The 22,161-nt window shown below is 63.2% G+C and carries 17 protein-coding genes; 7 read left to right on the forward strand and 10 right to left on the reverse strand.

The genetic code is table 11. The annotated features are described in order from the left end of the window. Nucleotides 1-21: 21 nt before the first annotated feature. Nucleotides 22-774, reverse strand: coding sequence for an SDR family NAD(P)-dependent oxidoreductase (locus NKG99_RS17805; RefSeq protein WP_352869962.1), 753 nt, complete (start codon nucleotides 772-774; stop codon nucleotides 22-24). Between the two features lie 164 nt (nucleotides 775-938). Between NKG99_RS17805 and NKG99_RS17810 the strand changes: the two genes are divergently transcribed. After that, complete coding sequence (locus NKG99_RS17810) at nucleotides 939-1,304, forward strand: nuclear transport factor 2 family protein (protein WP_352869964.1); 366 nt, start codon at nucleotides 939-941, stop codon at nucleotides 1,302-1,304. A 9-nt stretch (nucleotides 1,305-1,313) separates the two neighbouring features. On the opposite strand, the gene NKG99_RS17815 is transcribed toward NKG99_RS17810, so the two are convergent. The 7 genes from NKG99_RS17815 to NKG99_RS17845 form a co-directional block, all read right to left on the reverse strand. Further along, a complete protein-coding gene (locus NKG99_RS17815; protein WP_352869966.1) occupies nucleotides 1,314-3,581 on the reverse strand; it encodes a PBP1A family penicillin-binding protein in 2,268 nt (755 codons plus the stop codon). Between the two features lie 60 nt (nucleotides 3,582-3,641). Further along, nucleotides 3,642-4,574, reverse strand: coding sequence for a hypothetical protein (locus NKG99_RS17820; RefSeq protein ID WP_352869968.1), 933 nt, complete (start codon nucleotides 4,572-4,574; stop codon nucleotides 3,642-3,644). A gap of 111 nt (nucleotides 4,575-4,685) precedes the next feature. Beyond that, nucleotides 4,686-4,832, reverse strand: coding sequence for a hypothetical protein (locus tag NKG99_RS17825; protein ID WP_013529552.1), 147 nt, complete (start codon nucleotides 4,830-4,832; stop codon nucleotides 4,686-4,688). Nucleotides 4,833-4,857: 25 nt separating this feature from the next. Further along, nucleotides 4,858-5,112 carry a GlsB/YeaQ/YmgE family stress response membrane protein gene (locus tag NKG99_RS17830; RefSeq protein WP_352869970.1) on the reverse strand — a complete coding sequence of 85 codons (255 nt, stop codon included), beginning with the start codon at nucleotides 5,110-5,112 and terminating at the stop codon, nucleotides 4,858-4,860. A 233-nt stretch (nucleotides 5,113-5,345) separates the two neighbouring features. Then, nucleotides 5,346-5,546 (reverse strand): hypothetical protein, encoded by a 201-nt coding sequence (locus tag NKG99_RS17835; RefSeq protein WP_352869972.1) that lies wholly within the window; start codon nucleotides 5,544-5,546, stop codon nucleotides 5,346-5,348. Nucleotides 5,547-5,644: 98 nt separating this feature from the next. Further along, a complete protein-coding gene (locus tag NKG99_RS17840; RefSeq protein WP_352869974.1) occupies nucleotides 5,645-6,265 on the reverse strand; it encodes a ribonuclease D in 621 nt (206 codons plus the stop codon). Nucleotides 6,266-6,383: 118 nt separating this feature from the next. Next, the gene (locus NKG99_RS17845) at nucleotides 6,384-7,769 is read right to left on the reverse strand and encodes a M20/M25/M40 family metallo-hydrolase (protein WP_352869976.1); all 1,386 of its coding nucleotides are present in this window, start codon (nucleotides 7,767-7,769) and stop codon (nucleotides 6,384-6,386) included. A gap of 415 nt (nucleotides 7,770-8,184) precedes the next feature. Between NKG99_RS17845 and polA the strand changes: the two genes are divergently transcribed. Beyond that, nucleotides 8,185-11,142, forward strand: coding sequence for a DNA polymerase I (polA, locus tag NKG99_RS17850; RefSeq protein ID WP_352870045.1), 2,958 nt, complete (start codon nucleotides 8,185-8,187; stop codon nucleotides 11,140-11,142). Between the two features lie 182 nt (nucleotides 11,143-11,324). Here the strand turns inward: polA and NKG99_RS17855 are convergent, their stop codons facing one another. Further along, the gene (locus tag NKG99_RS17855; protein WP_352869978.1) at nucleotides 11,325-11,729 is read right to left on the reverse strand and encodes a transcriptional repressor; all 405 of its coding nucleotides are present in this window, start codon (nucleotides 11,727-11,729) and stop codon (nucleotides 11,325-11,327) included. Nucleotides 11,730-11,980: 251 nt separating this feature from the next. On the opposite strand from NKG99_RS17855, the gene NKG99_RS17860 reads away from it, so the two are divergent. The 5 genes from NKG99_RS17860 (at nucleotide 11,981) to amrB (ending at nucleotide 20,286) form a co-directional block, all read left to right on the forward strand. Beyond that, nucleotides 11,981-14,185, forward strand: a complete 2,205-nt coding sequence (locus NKG99_RS17860) for a caspase family protein (protein WP_352869980.1) — start codon at nucleotides 11,981-11,983, stop codon at nucleotides 14,183-14,185. 104 nt (nucleotides 14,186-14,289) lie between these two features. Beyond that, nucleotides 14,290-14,691, forward strand: coding sequence for a hypothetical protein (locus NKG99_RS17865; protein WP_352869982.1), 402 nt, complete (start codon nucleotides 14,290-14,292; stop codon nucleotides 14,689-14,691). Then, nucleotides 14,688-15,389 carry a DUF4760 domain-containing protein gene (locus tag NKG99_RS17870; RefSeq protein WP_352869984.1) on the forward strand — a complete coding sequence of 234 codons (702 nt, stop codon included), beginning with the start codon at nucleotides 14,688-14,690 and terminating at the stop codon, nucleotides 15,387-15,389. Before NKG99_RS17865 ends, NKG99_RS17870 begins: the two co-directional genes overlap by 4 nt. 2 nt (nucleotides 15,390-15,391) lie before the next feature. Beyond that, nucleotides 15,392-18,418, forward strand: coding sequence for a hypothetical protein (locus NKG99_RS17875; RefSeq protein ID WP_352869986.1), 3,027 nt, complete (start codon nucleotides 15,392-15,394; stop codon nucleotides 18,416-18,418). A 155-nt stretch (nucleotides 18,419-18,573) separates the two neighbouring features. Continuing rightward, nucleotides 18,574-20,286: an AmmeMemoRadiSam system protein B gene (amrB, locus tag NKG99_RS17880; protein ID WP_352869988.1), complete on the forward strand. Its 1,713-nt coding sequence runs from the start codon at nucleotides 18,574-18,576 to the stop codon at nucleotides 20,284-20,286. On the opposite strand, the gene NKG99_RS17885 is transcribed toward amrB, so the two are convergent. After that, nucleotides 20,287-22,101, reverse strand: coding sequence for an MORN repeat-containing protein (locus tag NKG99_RS17885; RefSeq protein ID WP_352869990.1), 1,815 nt, complete (start codon nucleotides 22,099-22,101; stop codon nucleotides 20,287-20,289). Nucleotides 22,102-22,161 lie beyond the last annotated feature (60 nt).

Consider the following 22,161-nt stretch of genomic DNA (forward strand, 5'->3'; position numbering starts at 1 on the left):
CCACGGCCTGAAGCCGGCCGCTCACACGTGCTGGCCGCCATTGATGTGGATTTCCGAGCCCGTCACATAGGATGCCTGCTGCGAGCACAGGAAGAAGATGATGTCGGCGACTTCCGCCGTGGTGCCAAGGCGTCGCAGCGGGATCGTCTCGACGATCTTGTCCGTGCCCGGCGACAGGATCGCGGTGTCGATCTCGCCTGGCGCGATGGCGTTGACGCGGATGCCGTGCGGGCCGAAATCATGCGCCATCTCGCGCGTCAGCGAGCCAAGTGCGGCCTTCGATGTCGCATAGGCGGTTCCGGCAAAGGGATGCACGCGGGTGCCGGCGATCGAGGTGACGTTGACGATCGAGCCCTTGGCCGCCGCCAATTCCTTGAATAGCCCGCGCGCCAGCATGATCGGCGCGAAGAAATTGACCTGGAACACGTCGCGCCAGACATGCATCGGCGTGTCGATCGAGTCCATGCGGCTGTTGCCGTTCTTGAGCTTGGGCGAAATGCCGGCATTGTTGACCAGCGCATGCAGCTGGCCGCCATGTGCCTCGAGCCGGTGGCGGATTTCCGAAACGGCAATACCGACATCCTCCTGATCGGCAAGGTCGACCTTGATGTGGTCCTCAGGCCCAGCCGGCCACGGGCAATCCTCGGCAAAGGCCTGGCGCGAGCAGGTGATGACGCGCCAGCCCTCGCGCGAAAAACGCTTGACCGTGGCGTGGCCGATTCCGCGGCTGGCGCCGGTCAGCACGATGGTCTTTCTGGTGTCGAGTTCGGTCATTTCAGGGTCTCCGGCCGGCAGATGTAGCCGAACGCCGCCGAGGTGGCGAGAGCCGAAATGTCACCATTCGCCTCATCGCCGGAACCGGGAAGCCAACTCGCCGTTGGTTCGAGAGTTGCGGGTAAGGGGCGTGGGGTTTCAGATCGATCAATCGGGATAGAGCCATGACACAGACAGCACCCCTCGACATCGCCACCGCCTTTACCAAGGCGTGGACAAGCCACGACCTTGAAAAGGCAGCATCCTTTGTCGCCGACGACGTCGTCTTTGATGGGCCGATGCAGCAATCGACCGGTAAGAAATCCTATCTCGAGGGCCTGACCAAACTTTCGCACGACGTTACCGGAGTGCGCATTATCGCCGCCTTTGGTGATGATCGCCAGGCGCTGCTCATGTATGACTTGATGACAAGGTCGTCCGGCGCGCTGTCCTGTGCCAAGCATCTCACCGTCAGAGGCGGCAAGATTCACAGCGACAAACTGACCTTTGACAGCAAGAAGCTGGGTAGCGCCAAGCCACGGGCGAATTAGCCGGCTGGTTCAGCCGCCAAGGAGATCGAGAATCGAGGTCTGCCGCTTCTTGCGCGGACCGCCGACGTCGCCTGGCGGCACCGGGTGCTTGATCGACGCGGTGGCGCCGTCGTCCTCCGGCATGGAAGGGCCATCGGCATCGACGGTCTGGGCGGGACGCACCGCGCGGACCGGTGCCGGCGTCTGGGTGACCGGCGCGGTTGGCCGCGCCTGCTGACCGACGGACGCGGACGGAACCGGCGCCGGCGGCGTGTTGCTTGCCGACGGTATCTCATCGGGCACGACGGTGTCGGCCGGCGTCGATTTCCAGGTGCCGGGCAGCGGCCGCACCGGCACGCCCTCGTGGGCTGCGACCATGAATTCGTGCCAGGCCTGCGCCGGCAGTGCGCCGCCGGTGACCTTCTTCATCGGGCTGCCGTCATCGTTGCCGAACCACACACCGGTGGTGAGGTTGGCGGTGTAGCCGACGAACCAGGCGTCGCGCGAATTCTGGCTGGTGCCGGTCTTGCCGGCGGACGGCCAGGCGAAAGCCGCTTTCCGGGCGGTGCCGATCTCGACCGTGCCGGTCATCATCGAGTTCATCATGCCGACGATCTCGGGCTTGACGACACGCGGCGCGCTGACGCCACCGCTGTCGTAGAGCACCTTGCCCTCGGCGGTCGTCACGCGGCGGATGAAATGGATGTCCGGCTTGTAGCCGCCATTGGCGAAGGGCACATAGGCCGATGTCAGTTCCAGCGGCGTCACTTCCGAAGTGCCGAGCGCGATCGAGGTGTTGGACTGCAGGTCGGACTGGATGCCCATGCGGTGCGCCGCCTCGACAACCGCGTTCGGCCCGACCTCCATGGTCAATTGGGCGGCGACCGAATTCAGCGATTTGGCCAATGCGGTGGCCAGCGTCACCTTGCCAAAATACTTGCCGTGGTAATTGTCGGGCGTCCAGTTGCCGATCTTGATCGGCGCGTCGTTGCGCACGCTGTCGGGTGTGCGGCCGGCTTCAAGGGCTGCCATATAGACGAACGGCTTGAATGCCGAGCCCGGCTGGCGGCGTGCTTCGGATGCGCGATCGAACTGGCTGGTCGAATAGTCGTAGCCGCCGACCATGGCGCGCACCGCGCCGGAATCGTCGATGGACACCAGGACGCCCTGGCTGACGTTGAGCTTCTTGCCGCTTTCGTCGATCAGCCTGCGTATAGACTGTTCGGCGAGCTTCTGCAGGTTCAGGTCGACGGTGCTGTCGACGACGATGTCGCCGCGCACGTCACCGATCAGGTCGGGCAGTTCCTCCATGATGGTGTCGGCGACGTAGTTCTCGGAGCCGGTCCAGTAGGATGGCGCGCGCGTTGCCGGCGCGCTCATCGCCGAGGTCAGTTCCTTGGCGCTGATCTTGCCCTCGTCGCGCATGGCGGCAAGCACCAGTTGCGAGCGTTCCTCGGCGGCCCTGGGGTCACGTGCCGGCGACAACCGCGATGGCGCCTTCAACAGGCCGGCCAGCAATGCGGCCTCCGACAGGGTGACCTCGCGTGCGCTCTTGCCGAAATAGCGGCGCGAGGCCGCTTCGACGCCATAGGCGCCGGAACCGAAATAGACCCGGTTGAGGTACATTTCGAGGATCTGGTCCTTGGTGTGCTTGTGCTCCAGCCACAGCGCCAGCAGCACCTCCTGCACCTTGCGCTCCAGCGTGCGGTCGGGCGTCAGGAACAGGTTCTTGGCCAATTGCTGGGTCAGCGTCGAGCCGCCCTGCGAGAAATGCCCGCCAAGCACGTTGGTCACCATGGCGCGCGACAGACCGATCGGGTCGATGCCGAAATGCGAGTAGAAGCGGCGGTCCTCTATGGCGATGACCGCCTCTGGGATATAGGGCGACATTTCATGCAAGCCGACCGCCTCGCCGCCGCTCATGCCGCGATTGGCGAGCAATTGGCTATCGGCCGAGACGATCTTGATGTTGGGCGCGCGGTCGGGGATCGACCAGGTCGTCGCCGCCGGCATCTTGGCGCCGTAATAGACGACGATGCCGGCCACCGCGATGCCGCCCCAGATGGCGAACACGAAGCACCAGTAGAACAGCCGGCCGAGCGCGCCGAACAGGCCGCGCCGGCTTCCGCCGCGCTTGGCCCGCGATGATTTTCCTTTGGTCGGCTTGCGTTTGGCGGAGGCTTTGCGGTTGCTCGGCACGACGCGATCCTCCTCATTCACCGAAAGGCCCGCCGAGGATCGCGCCTGCGGCGGTCCGTCGAAACTGGGTTCGATGCGGTTGTCTCTGCGGTACGCCATGCGCTGTGCTTGATATCCCCGATGCCTATGGCGCTCCGGTTGAAGAGTAGATGCGGCGATTTAAGGGCGGGTTAAGTCGTGTCCGAATGCCGGCACCTGGGGATTGATCAGCGACGCCAGTGCGAAAAAGGCCAGCGTCTGCTCTTCACAGGTCACAGCCACGACGTTGTTGGACCGATCGATATCGAGACCTTTCGGCCCGCCCTCCTCCGGGCTGGCTCTGCCACGTAGAAAGGTTTCCTCGTCGAGGACGGCAATCGAGCGCGTTGGCGCCCGATTCCCGGTCCAGTCACCGCTGCCGGCATAGACATGTACCATCCGGCTGCCCGCGTCGGCGACGAGGATGTGCCGATCGTCAGCGGTAAAGCGCACGCCGTGCGGATAGCCGGCGTTCCGCAGGACGCCGGCCGGCTCACTGTCCGGTCCAAGCGACGCGGACATCCTGTAGATCTTCACATCCTTGGTGCCGTGGCTGCTGACGGCGATCCACTGGCCATCATGGCTGAGCGCAATGCCGTCCGGTATATCAAGACCGCGCTTCAGAAGCGGCTGATTGCTTGTGGCGCGATAGCCAAGCCAGCGGTTGACCACGTGCCGGGTGACCAGATGCGTGTAGTTGTTGCAGACCAGCAAGGTGACCCGGCCGTGCGACTCGAGCCTGACCGCAATCGAGCCCGGCGAATTCAGTTTGGAAGACCGCCGGCCCTTGACCCGGCGAATGGCCGCAATCTCACGACTTTGGCCAGCCGGTTCTTCACGTGGCAGAGCAAACAGCGCAACCAGCCCATCGCGATTGGCGATCGCCAGGGTGCGGTCATCGACGAAATCGAGGCCATGGATTTCGCCCATGCTGTCGGACGTCAACTCCATGAAATCGTGAAGTGTAACTGCTGGCCCATCAACTCCCGTCTCGACGTCGATGCGCAGGATCAGGCAGCGTCTGCGCGCATATCCCGCGATTGCCAGAAGCCGGTTGTCCGGCGAAAAGCGCAAGTCCTCGGTGCGCCCAATCGCCGAAAGGGCCGGCCGTACCGCTCCGCTGGCTTTGTAAGCGATCCTGGATATCATCGGAAATGCCTGAATCGCGGACCGAAATCCACGTTTTCAATTCTGTTGGATCGAAATACCCTTGTCGTCGATCTTGAGCTCGACGCCCTTCGGCTTGGTCTGCTCGCGGTAGACATAAATGCCGAGCGCGATAACCACGACGACGAGCGCGCCAATGACGAGATAGAGCGTATTCTGTTTCATGGCGCGCTCTTTGCGTTGTCGAGCCTCAGGCTCGTTTCAGGACCTTGACCAGCACCAGCAGGATGATGGCGCCGATGGTGGCGTGGATGATGGAAGCGAGAATGCCGCCGCCGATGGAGAAGCCGAGCCGCGGGAACAGCCAACCGGCGATAAACGCGCCGACGATGCCGACAATGATGTTGCCGATCAGGCCGAAGCCGAAGCCGGAAACGATGAGACCGGCAAGCCAGCCGGCGATGGCACCGATGATGATGAAGACGAGCAGGCTTTCGACACCCATAGAGATTTCCTCCGAGCAAGAGGACGACGGCGGAACGGAAGGCTCCGAATCGCCTCGATTAACGGCTTCAGGCTATTCGAAAGCAGCCGGCCTCGCCAGCGGCCGCTCACCAGAGCAATTCTAGGAAAAGTGTGAAGCGGTTTCCCGGGAAAGGCGCGTAGCGCTTTCCCTGGAGGATTGCGTCAAACAAGGAGTTAGAGCAGCACGCCGTTTCCGTGAAACGGTGAACTGCTCTAATCGTCGTCGTCGCTGGCAGTGGGTCGCCAGCTGGTCGGTTCGACCTTCTTTTGTGTGTCACTGTCTGTGTAGACCCACCAGCCACCGTCGCGATATTGCGCGATGGATTCATTGATGACGCCGTCGCTGTCTTTCCAGGTGACGGAGACCTTGGAGCCGTCGGTCGGCGCGGTCGCTATCGGCTTTCTGTCCGTCATGTCATCCCCTTTGAACCGACGAAGCTGAGCCGACAGAACGCGGCTGCCCGCATCCGGTTCCAAACCCGGCCATTGGAAGGAAACCGCCGCGACGACGGTCAGCTATGGGCGAAGATATCCTCTTCGTCCCAGCCCATCAGATCGAGTTTGGCACGCGTCGGCAGGAAGCGAAAGCAGGCATCGGCCTCCTTTGTCCGCCCATCTCGTGCCAGCCGCCCGGCCAACACATCGCGCAAGCGGTGCAGATAGAGCACGTCGGAAGCCGCATATTCGAGCTGTTCGGGCGACAGGGTTTCGACCGCCCAGTCCGACGATTGCTGCGCCTTGGACAGGCCGACACCGAGAAGCTCGAAGCATATGTCCTTCAGCCCGTGCCGGTCGGTGTAGGTGCGGGTCAGCCGCGAGGCGATCTTGGTGCAAAACACCGGCTCCGGCATCACGCCGAACGCATTGTAGAGCACCGCAAGGTCGAAGCGTCCGTAATGGAACAGCTTGGTCACGCCGCGGTTTCTCAACAGGCTGACGAGGTTCGGCGCTTTTTTTTGCCCCGGCGCGATCTGGATGACATCGGCCGTACCGTCGCCAGGCGAGATCTGCACCACGCACAGCCGGTCACGATGCGGGTTCAGCCCCAGCGTCTCGGTGTCGATGGCCACTGCCCCGACATTGTAATGCGAAAGATCGGGCAGATCATGCTTGTGGAAACGGATGTCGGCCATTGTCTTCTCCGGTCGCGCGTCCCTTGACCCGCAAGGGACGCTGTAGAGCTTTTTGTCTTGTGACCCGTCCTCGCCGCGATCCGCTGAAAAATCAACAGGAAAACTAGAGTCCCGCCGCTCAGCGCGTCAGCGCATCGAGAATCCGCGCCCACGAGCGCTGGCCCTTGTGGAAGGAGCTGAGCTCGTATTTCTCGTTGGGCGAGTGGATGCGGTCGTCGTCGAGGCCGAACCCGACCAACAGCGATTCCATGCCGAGATAGGTCTGGAAATCGCCGACCACAGGGATCGACCCGCCGCTGCCCGTCGTCACCGCCGGCTTCGGCCATTCGTCGGACAGCGCATTCTTGGCCTTGGCCAGGAATGGCGAATCATAGGAAAGCTGGATTGCCGGCGAGCCGCCATGCGGGTGGAATTCGACCGAACAGTCGGCCGGGATGCGCTCCTTGACGAATTTCTGGAACGCGTCGCGGATTTTCTTCGGGTCCTGTTTATGGACGAGGCGAAACGACACCTTCGCCGAGGCTTCCGCCGCGATCACCGTCTTGAAGCCCTTGCCGGTGTAGCCGCCGATAATGCCGTTGAACTCGGCCGTCGGCCGCGCCCAGGTCAATTCCAGCACCGAGCGGCCCTTTTCCCCCGACGGGATCGACAGGCCGACAGGACCGAGGAAAGTCTCGGCCGTCTCGCCAAGCGTTTCCCATGATTTCAGGATTTGCGACGGCGTTTCCTCGACGCCGTCATAGAAGCCGGGAATGGCAATATGGCCATCCTTGTCATGGATATCGGCCAGCACCTTGGCCAATATGCGGATCGGATTGGCGGCAGCGCCGCCATAGAGGCCGGAATGCAGGTCGCGATCGGCGGCCTTTACCGTGATCTCCTCACCGACCAGGCCGCGCAACCCGACGCAGATCGACGGTGTGTCGCGGTCCCACATGCCGGTATCGCAGACCAGCGCGAAATCGGCCTTGAGCTCGTCGGCATTGGCCTCGAGGAACGGCTTCAGCGACGGCGAGCCGGATTCCTCCTCGCCTTCGAACAGGATGGTGATGCGGCAGGGCAAATTGCCGTGCACCTGCTTCCAGGCGCGGCAAGCCTCGACAAAGGTCATCAGCTGGCCCTTGTCGTCGGCCGAGCCGCGTCCGGTGATCACCTTGTGATCCGGGCCGACCTCCTTGACCGCGGGGGCGAACGGGTCGCTTTCCCACAATTCGATCGGGTCTACCGGCTGCACGTCGTAGTGGCCGTAAAACAGCACATGCGGCGAACCGGCCGGACCGTCGTGATGCGCAACCACCATCGGGTGTCCGCGCGTGTCGCGAACGCTGGCATCGAAGCCGATCAGCTTGAGCTCCGCCACCAGCCATTCCGCCGCCTCGCGGCAGTCGGCGGCATAGGCCGGATCGGTGGAGATCGACCTGATCCTGAGCAGGCCGAACAGGCGTTCGAGGCTCTGGTCGAGATTCTTGTCGAGACGGTCGAGAACGGGTGAAACTGCGGACATGTGTGAAGCCTTTCGATTCAGAACCGGAACCGTAAAGGCAGGACAGGAAAACGAAAAGCCCGCGATCATTGGACCACGGGCTGCAGACGTCCGTCCGAGATAAAAAAGACCGCCGTGGTGGAGGGGGAACCGCGGCGGCCTTCTACTCGAAACGATGCGGCAGCCCGGAGAGGGGGGATAGGCTGCCGCAGGTGTCCGGGATAGGCGGGGGACGGGCCTTGCTCCGGACTCGGCGAAAATTGCCGATGCCATGTATTTGTGTCTTTGAACGTGGCGATTCAAGGGCACGAAGATTACACTTTTGTAACATGACCGTGAGCGGGTCGGTGCCGGTCTGTCAGGGTGTCGCCGGAACCGATATTTGAGGCCGCCTTTGGCATGGACCAAGCCGCCGCGCCGCGCTATCCCTGCCGACATGAAAAAAGGCGATCATCTCTTCCTTGTCGACGGCTCCGGCTATATCTTTCGTGCCTATCACGCGCTGCCGCCGCTGACCCGCAAATCCGATGGCCTGCCGGTCGGCGCCGTTTCCGGTTTCTGCAACATGCTGTGGAAGCTGGTGCTCGACGCCCGCAACACCGATGTAGGCATTGTGCCGACGCATTTCGCCGTCATTTTCGACTATTCGTCGAAAACCTTTCGCAACGACCTCTACCCGGAATACAAGGCCAACCGCTCGGCGCCTCCAGAAGACCTGATCCCACAATTCGGCTTGATCCGCCAGGCAACCAGGGCGTTCAACCTGCCTTGCATAGAAGTCGAAGGCTATGAGGCCGACGATCTGATCGCCACCTATGCCAGGCTCGCCTGCGAGGCCGGCGGCGACACCACCATCATCTCCTCCGACAAGGACCTGATGCAGCTGGTCGGCGACACGGTCGGCATGTACGACCCGATGAAGGACCGCCAGATCGGCATTCCCGAGGTCATCGAGAAATGGGGCGTGCCGCCAGAGAAAATGGTCGACTTGCAGGCGCTGACGGGTGACTCGGTCGACAATGTGCCTGGGGTGCCCGGCATCGGGCCGAAGACGGCGGCACAACTGCTCGAGCAGTTCGGCGACCTCGACACGCTGCTGGCCCGCGCCGGCGAGATCAGGCAGGACAAGAGGCGCGAATCGATCATCGCCAACGCCGACAAGGCGCGCGTTTCGCGTCAGTTGGTGACGCTGATGAACGACGTGCCGGTGGCCGAGGGGCTGGATGACTTCGTGCTGCACCCGCCGGACGGCCCAAAACTGATCGGCTTCCTCAAGACCATGGAATTCACCTCGCTCACCCGCCGCGTGGCGGAAGCGACCGGCACCGAGGCAGGTGATGTCCAGGCCGTCGCGGTGACGGTCGAACGCGCCGATCATGCCCATGGCCCGGATGTCGGGGCCGGAGTGCCAGCTGTTGCCCGAGCCGAGTCCGGCGCCGAGCCTGGCCAGGCCAGCGGAGCGGCAACGACGGAAACGTCAAAACAAGGCGACACCCCTTCCCTGCTCGCCGCGCTGAGGCTGGAGAGTGCGGCCACCCGCAAGATCGATACATCTGCCTATCACTGCGTCCGCGATATCGCGACCTTGAAAGCCTGGGTCGCCGAGGCAACCGGGACCGGCCTTGCCGCTTTCGACGTCAGGGCGACGTCGGCCGATCCGATGCAAGCCGAGTTGATCGGCATATCCATCGCCACGGCGCCCGGCCGCGCCGCCTACATTCCTTTTACCCACAAAAGCGGCAACGGTGACCTGCTCGGCGGCGGCGTGGTTGAAAACCAGATTCCTCTGCGCGAGGCGCTGGCCTTGCTGAAACCGCTGCTGGAAGACAAGTCGGTTCTCAAGATCGCGCAGAACCTGAAATACGATCTCGTCGTCATGAGCCGTTACGGCATCGATGTCGCGCCCTTTGACGACACCATGCTGATCTCCTATGTGCTCGACGCCGGTACCCCCCATGGTCACGGCCTAGACTCGCTTGCCGAGAAATGGCTGGGTCATACCCCTCTCTCGCTCAAGGACGTGACCGGCTCCGGCAAAAGCTCCGTCGGTTTCGATCAGGTCGGCATCGACAAGGCGACCGCTCATGCCGCCGAAGACGCCGATATGACGCTGCGGCTCTGGTTGGTGCTGAAACCGCGCCTTGCCGCCAAGGGTCTGGTGTCGGTCTATGAGCGGCTGGAACGGCCGCTGGTGCCGGTGCTGGCGCGCATGGAACAGCGCGGCATCTCTGTCGATCGGCAGATCCTGTCGCGGCTGTCGGGCGAACTGGCGCAGGGCGCCGCCCGGCTGGAAGAAGAAATCTATCAGCTCATCGGCGAACGCATCAACATCGGCTCGCCAAAACAGCTCGGCGACATCCTGTTCGGGCGCATGGGTCTGCCCGGCGGGTCCAAGACCAAGACCGGCCAGTGGTCGACCTCGGCGCAGCTTCTCGAAGACCTTGCCGCCGAGGGACATGAACTGCCGCGCAAGATCGTCGACTGGCGACAGCTGACCAAGCTGAAATCGACCTATACCGATGCGCTGCCCGGCTTCATCCACCCCGAAACCAAGCGCGTCCACACCTCCTACGCGCTGGCCGCGACAACGACGGGGCGCCTGTCATCATCCGACCCGAACCTGCAGAACATCCCGGTGCGCACCGCCGAAGGCCGCAAGATCAGGACCGCCTTCATCACCGACAAGAGCCATCGGCTGGTCTCGGCCGACTACAGCCAGATCGAGCTGCGGGTGCTCGCCCATGTCGCTGAGATCCCACAGCTCAAGCAGGCCTTCGCTGATGGCGCCGATATCCACGCCATCACGGCGTCGGAAATGTTCAACGTGCCTGTCGAGGGCATGCCTTCGGAAGTCCGCCGCCGCGCCAAGGCGATCAATTTCGGCATCATCTACGGCATTTCGGCCTTCGGCCTCGCCAACCAGCTGTCGATCCCGCGCGAGGAGGCAAGCAACTACATCAAGAAATATTTCGAGCGCTTCCCCGGCATTCGCGACTACATCGAAGAGACCAAGGCCTATGCCCGCGAGCACGGCTTTGTCGAAACGATCTTCGGCCGCCGCATCCACTATCCGGACATCCGATCCTCGAACCCGTCGCTGCGCGCCTTCAACGAGCGCGCCTCGATCAACGCCCGCCTGCAAGGCACCGCAGCCGACATCATCCGCCGTGCCATGATCCGCATGGAGGAGGCGCTGGAAAAAGCTGGTCTTTCAGCACGCATGCTGCTGCAGGTGCATGACGAATTGATCTTCGAGACCGTCGAGGCCGAAGTCGAGGCGACGATCCCGGTCGTGCGTCACGTCATGGAGAACGCGGCGATGCCGGCGGTATCGATGTCGGTGCCGCTGCATGTCGACGCCCGCGCCGCCAACAACTGGGACGAGGCGCATTGACGCTCCGCCACTTCGTCATCCTAGGGCGAAGCAAGGAGCGAAGCGACGCGGCGCAGACCCGAGGATCCTGCCGTGACGCCAGAGCGCTGCGGCTGTGGAGATTTGATTTATTCTGCACCGCTGCAATCGTCGGAAATGTAACGGAATGGATCACTCCGCCCTAGGATGACGAAGATAAGGTCTTAGGCCGCTTCCGCCAGGCACTTGGCACACGTCCCGCGAAATTCGATCACCGCCTTCTTGGCGGCGAAGCCTGTCGAGCGCACCCATTCGTCCAGCCGGTGGTCGACATCGTGGTCGGACATCTCGGTCACTTGCCCGCAAGTGTCGCAGATCGCGAAGGCGGTCATCGAGTGACTGTGATCGTGTGGCTCGACGCAAGCGACGAAGGAGTTGATGCTTTCGAGCCGATGCACGAAACCGGACTTCACCAGCGTGTCGAGCGCCCGATAGACCTGCAGTGGCGCGCGGAAACCACGCTCGCGCAGCTGGTCAAGCAAGGTGTAGGCGCTGAGCGGGCCGCTGGCGGCCTCAAGCTTCTCAAGCACGCACAGCTGGTTCTTCGTCAGCACATCCCTTGCCGCCATGGTCCTTGATCCAACTCGCCTTGTGTCGCTCGCGCATCATTGCCGCGCACAAACGATCCCTGTCACTCCAGATAGCGACGAACCGGCATTTTTGCTACTGTTTCCACCATCTCTGCCGGGAAGGCTATCGAGAACGTCGGCCGGAGCGGGTAACAGGCAGATTGCTCTCCGGTGCAACATTCAAAATACTGACAAAATCTTCGGCAAGAGTTGCCGCGCTTGGAAATTCGATCGGGCTTGGGGAAGCAATCATGATCAAATTGACGCGGCGGACGCTGCTGGTCGGCACGTCCGCGCTGACGATGGCCGGCATGGTGCCGATCCGGACCATGGCCGCGTCGCGCACCTACCATGCGCTGCTGGTCGCCTGCACCGAATATCCTGCTCTGCCGCAGAGGAACTGGCTGATCGGTCCGAAGAACGACGCCGGCCTCGTCCACGAATATCTCCTGAAGAACGTGCCCGACCCGGTGCGGTTCGCGCCGGAGAACGTCACGCTGCTCGCCAAGGATGTCCCCGGCGCCAGTGGCCTGCCGACCCATGCGGCGATCAAGGCCGCACTGGCCAACCTCGCCGCCAAGGTTCAGCGCGACGATTTCGTCTATCTGCACCTGTCCGGGCATGGCGCCCAGCAGCCGCAGATGGTCAAGGGCGACGAGACCGACGGGGTCGACGAGATCTTCCTGCCCGTCGACATCGACAAATGGATCAACCGCGATGCCGGCGTGCCGAACGCGCTGATCGACAACGAGATCGGCGCGGCGCTCGACGCTATCCGCGACAAGGGCGCCTTCGTCTGGGTGGTGTTCGACTGCTGCCATTCCGGCACGGCGACACGTGCCGTCGAGGTCGACGACGAGCTGGAGCGCAAGGTCGAGTTCGCCGACCTGGTCGGCGGCAGCGAGGCCGAGCGGGCCGCTGCCATCAAGGCCTATGATAAGGTGACATCGGCCGCCGGCTCGCGCGGCATCGACAACAACGGCGCGCGCAAGCCCGCCTTCAGCCTGACCCCGGCCGGCGGCGAACCGATCGCCAAGGGCAAGCTGGTCGCGTTCTATGCCGCACAGACGGTGGAGACGACGCCGGAAATGCCGCTGCCGAAGGGCACGACGGACGCCCCGCGCTTCGGCCTGTTCACCTTCACCATCCTGTCGAAGCTGGCCGAGAATCCCAACGTCACCTACCGCCAGCTTGGTCAGGCCGTGCTGCAGCAATATTCGGCCGACAGCCGCACCCGGCCGACGCCGCTGTTCGAGGGCGAACTGGATGCCCGTGTGTTCGGCACCGACAAGACAGACGCGGTCATGCAGTGGCCCGTCGTCATCAAGGACGGCGAAGCGACGATCGGTGCCGGTCTGCTGCACCGCCTCACTCCCGGCAGCAAGCTCGCCATCCTGCCTTCGGCGCTATCGCCGCTTTCCGACGCGGTCGGATTTTTGGAAGTGCAGTCGGCAAGGAACCTGGAAAGCCGCGTCAAGCCGGTCGAGTTCGACAAGAAGCAGGCACTCAAAGTAGCCGACATTCCGGCCAATGCCTATGCGCGGGTGGCGGAGATCGCCGTCGACTACAAGCTCATCGTTGCGCGGCCGGCCGCCGCCAAGGGATTTGAGAAGGAAACCGCTCTGGTTAATTCGGTTCTCGATGAACTGGCGACGGCCAAGGAGACCGGCTTCAACATCGAGCTGGTCGAGCCCGGCAAGAGCGCTGAGCTCCGCTTCGCGGTGATGCACGAGAATGCCATTGCCGGCGCGGCCGAGGATGCGACCGACAAGCCGGCGCTATGGTTCCTGCCGGCATCGGGCGACGTGACCCTGAAGGACCGCAGCAGGCCGCCTCTGATCATCATCCACATGGATGACCGGCACAAACTGGTCGATGCAACGACCAGGAACCTGCGCACCATCTTCCGCGCCACCGGGCTTTCGCGGCTGGCGGCGGCCTCCGACTACAAGCCCGAGGACGTCGACGTCCAGTTCCAGGTCAAACGCAGTGACAAGGACGGCCTCGAACCCTTGCAGGCTTCCGTGGTGCCGCGCGTTTCACCGGGCGACGAGGTGCATGTCCTGGCCAAGAACGGTTCGGACCTTCTGGTAGACATCAACGTGCTCTATGTCGGCAGCGACTATTCGATCACCCACATCGTTGCCGAGCGCCTCGCCCCTCAGGCCACGCTGGAGGAGGGGCTGCTGGCCTTCACCGACACCAGCTTCGGCATGGAAAGGATGATCGCGGTTCTGACCGAGGCGCCGCCCGAGAGCGAGAAGCAGGACCTGAGTTTCCTGGCGCAGGACGGCGTTGCCTCGGCGACACGCGGTGTGGGCTCCGCCAGCTTCTCCGACATGCTGACCGATCTCGGCATGGCGACGGCAACCCGCTCGGTGATGCGGCTTGCCGACAAAAGTGGGCCGAAGGGCGCGGTGTTGATCTTCCCGATGGAGACGGTGCCGCGCGCCTGAGCGGATACCGGCGCCAAAGCCTCACGCCTCTGTTGCGCCGGCTCTTGCGCGATCGGCGCGATAGGAGAACATTCCCGGCCGCGGCCTTGGCGCATGACGGCCGGATGAAACTGATAGGATCGACTGTGAAGAACTCTGTGTTTTCCTGGCGTGGAACGGTGGCCGGCTTTGCCGGCGGCCTGTTGCTGATCGCCAATGCTTCGGCGGACGAGGCCTGCGGCCTGTGCGTCAAGCAGATCGTCACCAATTCGGAGCTGGCGACGTGTTTTCTCGATCAGTATGACCAGATCGCCAAAAGCGCCGCCGGTGCCATTGTCGTCGATCTCAGCAACTGCGCCTCGCGCGGTGTCGTCGAAGCTTTGCCCTCACCGAACAAGGGAGCGGTGGAGCCCGACTTGCAGTTCATGATTTCGCGCCTGCAGCTGGAATGCCTGAAAACGAAGCTGGAGGCGCCAGGCATCGTGCTGGATCCCTCCGCCACCATCGAACTGGACAGCTGCGGATGAAGAAACCGGCGGGCAACACCAGGCAAACAGCAGCGCCCGCAAAGGCGCCGCCCGCGAAACCGCCTCTGCCGGAAACCACAGAAGGTTTCCCGTGGCCGAGCAGCCATGAGATCAAGAAGGAGAGCAACCCCTTCACCGACCGCGACTGGCGCATGCTGGCCTATGCCTGGTCGGGCATGGCGGTGCGTCTCGCCATCATCTTCACCTTGATGTTCTCGGTCTATCAGTTCCTGGCCAACCAGGAGCAGAAGCGCGTCGAGCAGACCATGTCGCTGGTCGAACTTTGGGAAAACAAGGACTACCAGCAGGCGCAGCGCGCCCTGAAAGATCGTCTGACGGCCCTCAACGCCAAATATGACAATCTGCTCAGCGCCAATCCCTCGCCTACCGAGGAGCAGGTGTTCCGGCAGCGGATCGGCATCGAGGCCATGACCGCCGGTGGTGGCGACATGCCGCTCGCCGATTTCAACGAGAATTTCGACCGGATCGTCTATTTTCTCAATCGCCTGTCCTTCTGCGTCGATGGCGACCTGTGTTCGCGCAAAGTCACCGATGCCTATTTCCACGACTACGCCGTGTCCTTCTGGAGTTATTTTGCCGGCTACATAGACAAGCAGCGCAAGGCGGGTTCACCCACTTTCGCCTCGGCGATCGAGACCTATGTGCGCAATGCGCCGCCTGCGGCCGAAGCCAAATAGCAATGGGAAAATCCAGTCTCCGTATCATGCGCGCCTGCCGCTGGCTGGCTCTGGGCGGAGCATTGATCGGGACTTCGGTTGCCCGTGCTGAGGACGCACTGGATTTCCACCTCGACCTGGACACTGGCGGCCATAGTGCACAGGTCACCGATCTCGCCTTCACACCCGATGGCGAAGACATCGTCTCGGCATCGAACGACAAGACCATCCGCATCTGGGACTGGCAGAGCGGGGCGACGCTGCGCACCATCCGCGGCTATCTCGGCAATGGCAGCGACGGCAAGATCTTCGCGGTCTCGATCTCGCCCGACGGCAAGACGATCGCCGCCGGCGGCTATTTCGGCGCCAGTCTTGGCGACAAGCCGCCCTATGGCGACATCAGGCTGTTCGACTTTGCCACCGGCAAGATCAGGGCTGTGCTCAAGGCCGCCGATTACGCGACCTACGATCTGGCCTTCTCTCCCGATGGCAAGACACTGGCTGCCGGTGGCGCCGACGGCGTCGTCTATCTCTGGCGGCTGGACGACAAATCCGCGATCGGCTGGACACTAGACAAGAAGCTCGACGCCGATTCCTGGCACATCGACAAGCTCGCCTTCGCCGCCGGTGGCACCCGTCTGGCCGCGACGACCACCGACAACGGTATCCGGCTGTGGGACGTCGTGAAGGGGGAGGAGATCGCCTTGCCTGACGAAGCCGAGCCGCTGCGGGACATCAGTGTCATCGCACTGGCCGTGTCGCAGGACGGCAGCCTGTTTGCCACCGGCAGCAAGGACGGGCAGGTGCAGCTCTGGCGCGCGGCCGACGGCACACTGGCACGCGCCATGCCGACGCAGGACTTCCTCATCGGCTCGCTGACCTTTGCCAAGGATGCGCGGCTCATCGCCTCCTGCGGCTACCGCTGCGCCGACATGCACCGCTCCATCGTCTGGAACACCGACACCGGCGAAAAGACGCTCGACTACACCGGCCATGATGGCACGGTCCATGCCAGCACTGCCAGTGCCGGTGGCGCGCTGGTGGCGACCGCCGGCGGCACGCGCAACGCCATCGAGGTCTGGGACCCCGCGACCGGCGAACGCAAGGCGCTGCTGCAGGGCGCGGGCGAACCCGTGACCGCCGTCGGTATCGATGCGGCGAACGAGGTCATCGCCTGGGGCAACGCGAATCCTTGCCCCGAGCGCGTCTCCTGCCCTGAAGAACAAGGCGTGTTGGATAATAGTTTGGACCTGCCCACCGCCGGGCGTTTCTTCGAGGGCCCGCAACCGCTGATCGAGCCGAGCTCGTTCGCCCGTGCCGCGCTGGCCGATGGCCAGTGGTCGCTGCACGCCGCGCCTGGAGGCAAGGACGCACAGGAAAATGCCGTGCTGGAGATCGCCAATGGCGGCAAAATGGTAGGCGGCATCGAGAACGATGCCACCAACGGTTTTGTCCATTCAGCCTACACACTGATCGACAAGGGCCTTGGCCTGATCACCGGCGGCAATGATGGCACGCTGATCGAATACAGAACCGCGACCGCGAAAGTGTCGGGCGAATTCACCGGTCATGCCGGGGAGATCAACGCCATGGTCGCCTCGGAGGAGGCCGGCCTGCTGGTCACCGGCAGTGCCGACCAGACGCTGAAACTGTGGAACCTGAAGACGCACGAGCTGATCGTGTCGATGTTCTTTGCCGGCTCGCAATGGATCGTCTGGATGCCGCAGGGCTACTATTATTCCTCCGACGACGGCGACAAGCTGATCGGCTGGCAGGTCAACGAGGGCCGCGACCATGAAGGTCGCTTTATCCGCGCCGGCCAGTTGAAGAAATATCTCTGGAGCCCGGAAATGGTTCGCCGGGCAATCATCCTGCGCAGCGCCAAACAGGCGGTCGAGGAGATGCGGCCCGGCGTCGACAACGAGTTGCAGAAGCTTTTGCAGCGCAAGCCGCCGGAGTTCGGCATCCGCGTCGCCGAAGACCAGAGCAAGGTCCGCGACGGTTATGTCGCCGTCGAGATATCAGGCGCCAAGGAAGCCGGAACGGATGTCGCCGGCTTTTCGATCCTGTCGAACAGCCGCAATGTCGGCGATGTCACGGCCCACTCGGTGGACGGCGACAGCACCATAGTGGAGATACCGGTCGAGAATGGCGAGAACACCATCCGCGTCACCGGCACCAACGAATATGGTTATCTGACCGAGCGCAGCGTGACGGCGCTGGCGAGAAAGACCGAGAAGGCCGAGGCCAAGGGCAAGCTCTATGTCGCGGTCATTGGCGTCGACAAATATCCGTTCCTGACCGACGCCTGTTCGGGCCGCGCCTGCGACCTTCGCTACCCCGTCGATGACGCCACCGAGTTCCTTAAGGTGATCTCGCAGAAATCGGCACCGCTGTTCTCGTCGATGGAGACGCTGGTGCTGGTCAACCGCGAAGCGCTCGACGAGAGCCCCGACAAGGCCAAGCAAACCTACGCCGTCGCCAGCGCCGACACAATCTTGGAGCCCGACTCCGACACGATCGACGACCAGCTCGCCGATTTCCTCGACAGGCCGGTCGAGCGCGACACCACCATCATCTTCGTCGCGGGCCACGGCATCAATATCGACGAGGACTATTATTTCATCCCGACCGACGGCCGCAAACAGGATGCCGAACGCTGGAAACGCTCTTCGCTTGTCGACTGGTCGGACATCCAGAAATCGGTCGAGCGTGCCAAGGGCATGCGCTTCATGCTGCTCGACACCTGCCATGCCGCCAATGCCTTCAACCCGCGCCTGGAAAAGGACGCGCAGGACGCGCGCATCGTCGTGTTCTCGGCCACCGCCGCCAACAACACCGCCGCCGAACTGCCCGAACTCGGCCACGGCGTCTTCACCTATTCGATCCTCGAAGGCCTGCGCGGCAAAGCCAGGACGTCGGACGGCGGCGTGACACTGTTCGGCCTTGCCGACTATATTTCGCGCGAAGTGGTGCGGCTGACGTCGTCGAAGCAGAAGCCGTTCTACTATGTCGGCGGCGTGGAAAACATCGTGCTCGCCGAGCCATGAGGAAGCGAGGTTCGCGCCCAGGCACCCCCCTCTGTCCTGCCGGACATCTCCCCCGCAAGGGGGGAGATCGGCTGTCATGGCTGCTTACGCTCATCTGCAGGGCTGCAAGAAAACTCGCGAGGCAGAAGCTGCCAATCTCCCCCCTTGCGGGGGAGATGTCCGGTAGGACAGAGGGGGGTGCCTGGGCGCAGACCAGCATCCTGCTGATCTTCGCCATCACTCTCCTGCCCCTCCCCACCTTCGCCGCCCCCATAGTCTGCCCGCCCGGCACCGACAACTTCCCGCCCTTCTACGACGACGCCACTTTGTTCAAGGATGCCATCGCCAACGTTGCCGATGTCCCACCATCCAACCAGCGGCTGACCGGCATCACCGTGCCACATCATCTGCTGGCGGCCGACCTGGTGGCGCTGGGGTTCCGGGCGGCGTCCGGTTTCCGCTACAAACGGATCATCATCCTGTCGCCGGACCATTTTCACAAGACGCACAAGCTCTACGCCACCACGCTGCGCGGCTTCGACACCGTGCTTGGCCCGATCGCGGCCGACACCGATGCCGTACGCCGTCTCGAGACGAACGGCGATATGGTCGAGGAGTCGTGCCTGTTCGACAAGGAGCATGGCGTGCGCGCCATGCTGCCGTTCCTGCATCACTATTTCCCGGAGGCGAGAATCGTGCCCGTGGCAATGTCGGTGAAGGCACGCCGCGGCGACTGGGACCGGCTGGCCGAGGCGCTGAAGCCGATCGTCGACCAGGACACGCTGATCGTCGAATCCACCGACTTCTCGCACTATCTGCCGCAGCACGACGCGCTACGATTCGACCAGCAGTCGCTGAACATGCTGGCCGCCGGGTCGCTCGACGGCATAGCAGCACTTCACCAGCCCGATCATGCCGATTCCGTCGGCGCGCTCTATATTCAGACGAGGCTGCAGCGCGAGCTGTTCGGCGCCCAACCGCTGGTCGTCGCCAACGAAAACTCGCAGGAACACACGTCGGACTATGTCGAGCGGACCACCAGCTATGTCGTTGCGCTGTTCGGCGCCTTCGGCCCCGGCTTCAACAACCCGGCACGGCCAAAGGACAGGATCTATTACCTCGCCGGCGACGTGAATTTCGGCCGCGCCATGAAGAAGATCCTTGTTCGTGACGGCGTTGCCGACCGGATCGTCGGCAGCGTTCTGGCCCTGACCGGATCGCGGCCGCTGATCATCAACCTCGAAGGCGTCATCCTGCCCAACGTGCCGGAAGCGATCGACGACATGACGCTGGCGATGCCGGAGGATCTAGGGGTCGACATGCTGAAGAGGCTGCATGTCGCCGGCGTCGGCCTCGCCAACAATCACGCCTATGATCTCGGCCCGTCAGGCTACGCCGAGACGCTGCGCGCCCTGGATGACGCCGGCATCCCGCATTTCGGCCAGGGCGAGACGCTGGCGCTTGCCGATCTCGACCTTGTCGGCCTGACCGACATCGACACCAACGGTTCGAAGAACACCGACCTGCTCATCCCTGCCCTGCTCGACCGGCTGCTGCACGAGGATGCCGGGCGGCCAGTGGTCGCCTTCGTCCACTGGGGCCGCGAATACAAGACAGCACCATCGGCGCGGGAAGACATGCTTGCCGACCAGATGCGCCTGCGCGGTGTCTCGGCCATCGTCGGCGGTCACCCACATGTATCGAGTGAGGCGATCGTCCCGCTTGCCGGCGGCGATGTGGCGGAGGTCTATTCGCTCGGCAATTTCCTGTTCGATCAGAGCGCCGAGCGCTCGTCCGGTTCTTTGCTGGAACTGCGCGTCTTCGCCCAGGGCACGATCTTCACCCGGCTCATCCCGCTGCCCAACTATTTCGAGATGGGCCGCAAATAGCTAACCGCAGCCGACCATATCGCGCGGCAGATAGCATGCCGCCGGCTCGGTCTTGGTCTCGAACAGCGACTGTTTCGGCCGGAAATAGAAGAAGGTTACCGGCTTGCTCTCGCGCACGCTGCCGTCGGCGAAGTGCGCGGCGATGCTGAAACTATGGATCGACGACATCGACGACCACATCTTCAGCCGCGCCGTGTAGGCGCTGATCTTCTTGTTGCCGCGCACCGGCATGGCAATGGTGTAGTCATGCTTGCCGATCGGGAACTCGATGTTCTGGTAGCGCATCGCTTCCGGCGTGCCGCCGCCGCCATCGCCGCATTCGGCCATCGCTTCCGGCGTCTCCAGGACCGCCATGGTGATGGAGGTGCGGAACGGCTCGCTCTGCTGGTAGAGATGACCCTCGTCATCCGACCAGGAATAGTCGAACTTGCCGATCGCATTCAGCGTCATCGCCTGTTGCATGGTGCCGAGATAATCGGCGACCTCGCCGAACTTGATCTTGTTGGTCAGCTGGCTGCGGCAGACATTGAGACCGTCCACCGAGGGACAGGGAAAGCGCCCCGTCTCCAGGCTGGCCGTATCGACGCCGGCTTCCGAGAGCACGCTCTTGACCGACACGTCGACGCCGTCGCCGAAACTGCCGACGTCCTTTGTGAACCTGCGGCTGGGATCACCGGTCGGATTGCCTTCATCATCGACCGCGGTGAACTGGATCGAGATCTTCATGTCCTTGGCGTCGCCCCAGCCATTGTTGACGATCGAGAAATCCGGCCTGAAGCCGACGCAGCCGAAATGCTCCGATATCGACAGCATCGGCTTGCGATAGGCATCGCTGGCGGCGACCTTCATCTCCAGGCTGTCGAGCTTGACCTTGGACTGGTCCGACGTCTTGAGCTCTACTTCGGCAAAGGCCGGCGAGTCCTCCCAGTCCATGCCTTCATAGACATTGCCGGTGGCGACCTGGCCGGTGCCGTTCCAGCTGTCATTGTACTGATCGGACTGCGGATAGATCGCGATGTCTTCGTCGCGCACCAGATGCTGATACTGCATGTCGGACTGCTGGGTCATGCGCTGGTCGACCGCGACGCCGATCTCGATCTTGTCGGCGTCACCACCGCCGGTCTGTGCCTTGATGAGCCCACCGACCCTGGCATCGGCCAGCACGTCGGGGCGCGAGCCGCCGACCTCCTCGCCCATCGCCCATTGCGACGTGTAGACCGTGCCGCCGGCCAGCCGCGTGCGGCCCTTGCCGTTCTTCAACCCGTCGACGAATGAGCCGGCAAAAATCTCCCCGGTCTTTGACAGCAGCCGCCCCTCGCCATTCGGCACGCCGGCAACGAACCGACCCTCGTAGCGGTTGCCGTCGGCGTCGACATGGATGCCCTTTCCGCTGAGTTCTCCGGCAAGCCAATGCCCGTCGAAAACCTCGCCCGAACGCAGCTCGAGCCGGCCTTGCCCGTCGGGGCGGCCTTCCCTGATGTCACCGAAATAGCTGGAATAGATGGTTTTGGGATCATAGCTTGCCGAGCCGCGCACCCGCCACGCCAGCCTGCCCTTGCCGTTGATGGTGCCGTCTTCGCCAATCGTCCGGTCAGGCGCCTGGCCCGCCGCCGGCTCCCACACGAAGTCGAGGCCCTTTTCCGGATGGAAGTCCCACACCCGGACCGTCCTGCGCAGCACCGAGCGGGTGTCTGCCCGGTAGAGGATCTGCACCCGTTCCGCCCAGGCACCATCAGTGGGTGCGGCGGCCGTATCGGCGAAGGCCGGCGAAAACATCAGCGCGGCCAGCATCGATGCGGCCGCGATCCCGAACATTGCCCCTGCCCGCGCCATCCCAAAACCCCTTTGGATGCCCAACCCCTTGGCCGTTCAAGC

Origin of the sequence: Mesorhizobium sp. M1409, from assembly GCF_040317535.1 — a bacterium.
In the GTDB taxonomy this organism is placed as follows: domain Bacteria; phylum Pseudomonadota; class Alphaproteobacteria; order Rhizobiales; family Rhizobiaceae; genus Mesorhizobium.